The sequence below is a fragment of the Empedobacter sp. R750 genome (assembly GCF_030324345.1).
In the GTDB taxonomy this organism is placed as follows: domain Bacteria; phylum Bacteroidota; class Bacteroidia; order Flavobacteriales; family Weeksellaceae; genus Empedobacter; species Empedobacter falsenii_C.
The window spans coordinates 1-831 of sequence record NZ_JACAGF010000054.1 but is presented as its reverse complement, the minus strand read 5'-3'; the positions used below and the strand labels follow the sequence as shown (position 1 = coordinate 831).

The following is an 831-nucleotide window of genomic DNA, read 5'->3' as shown; positions in this document are numbered from 1 at the left end:
TGAAGAATTTAATCAACAAAAAATTAGTTATAAAAATGTAGCTTAACTAATACTCCTATTTTTGTTTGCATATCCATACTTTCAAAATAAGTGCACTTTTGTTATTAACGAGCCCTTTTATGATTGAGAATTTAGCTTTTAGATACGATTCTCCATTTATGGCCATTTCTGTTATGTCAGCGATTATTCCATTTTATAGAAATTTTGTAGAAAATAAACTAAGGTTTGTAATTGTTACTCTGATAGCTGTTTTAGTTATATTTCTTACTTATCAAGCTTCCATTTCTATTTTTATAATTATGACTCTTTTTGTTGCTATAAATCATTTATATAAAGATGATATAAAGAAAGCTTTTTTTATAATTCTTATAGGAATTATGGCATCTATAGGAGGTTTTGTAATTTATAAGTTTTTACTATTTATAACAAATTCTCCTTCAGTAGGAAGAGATAAATTTGTGTTTTTTAATGATGATGTATTTACAATCTTAAAACACAATACACAGGCTGTTTATGATCTTATTTGTCTGGTTTTTAATTATCATTACCTTATAGGTTTTTGTTTTACAATTTTAGCATTTTTATATGGAATATATAAATTACTAAAAAAACAACTAAAAGCATCTAATAAAGTGCTTATTATATTATTCTTATTGTTGATTCCTATACTAATTCCTTTACCATTAATTGTATTAGAGAATACATATGTAAACCCGAGAGTTATGATTGGATTTTCATTTATCATTTATGCGATGTGGATATCCCCCTGAATTTTCCAGTGTAAGTTAAGCTACATTTTTTAAAAATTGTAAATTATTATTAAACTCAAAA

Annotated in this window: 1 protein-coding gene; it reads left to right on the top strand. The window is 24.4% G+C overall.

The genetic code is table 11. The annotated features are described in order from the left end of the window. Positions 1–65: 65 nt before the first annotated feature. The gene (locus HXZ74_RS17145; protein WP_353619271.1) at positions 66–770 is read left to right on the top strand and encodes a glucosyltransferase domain-containing protein; all 705 of its coding nucleotides are present in this window, start codon (positions 66–68) and stop codon (positions 768–770) included. Positions 771–831: the final 61 nt, after the last annotated feature.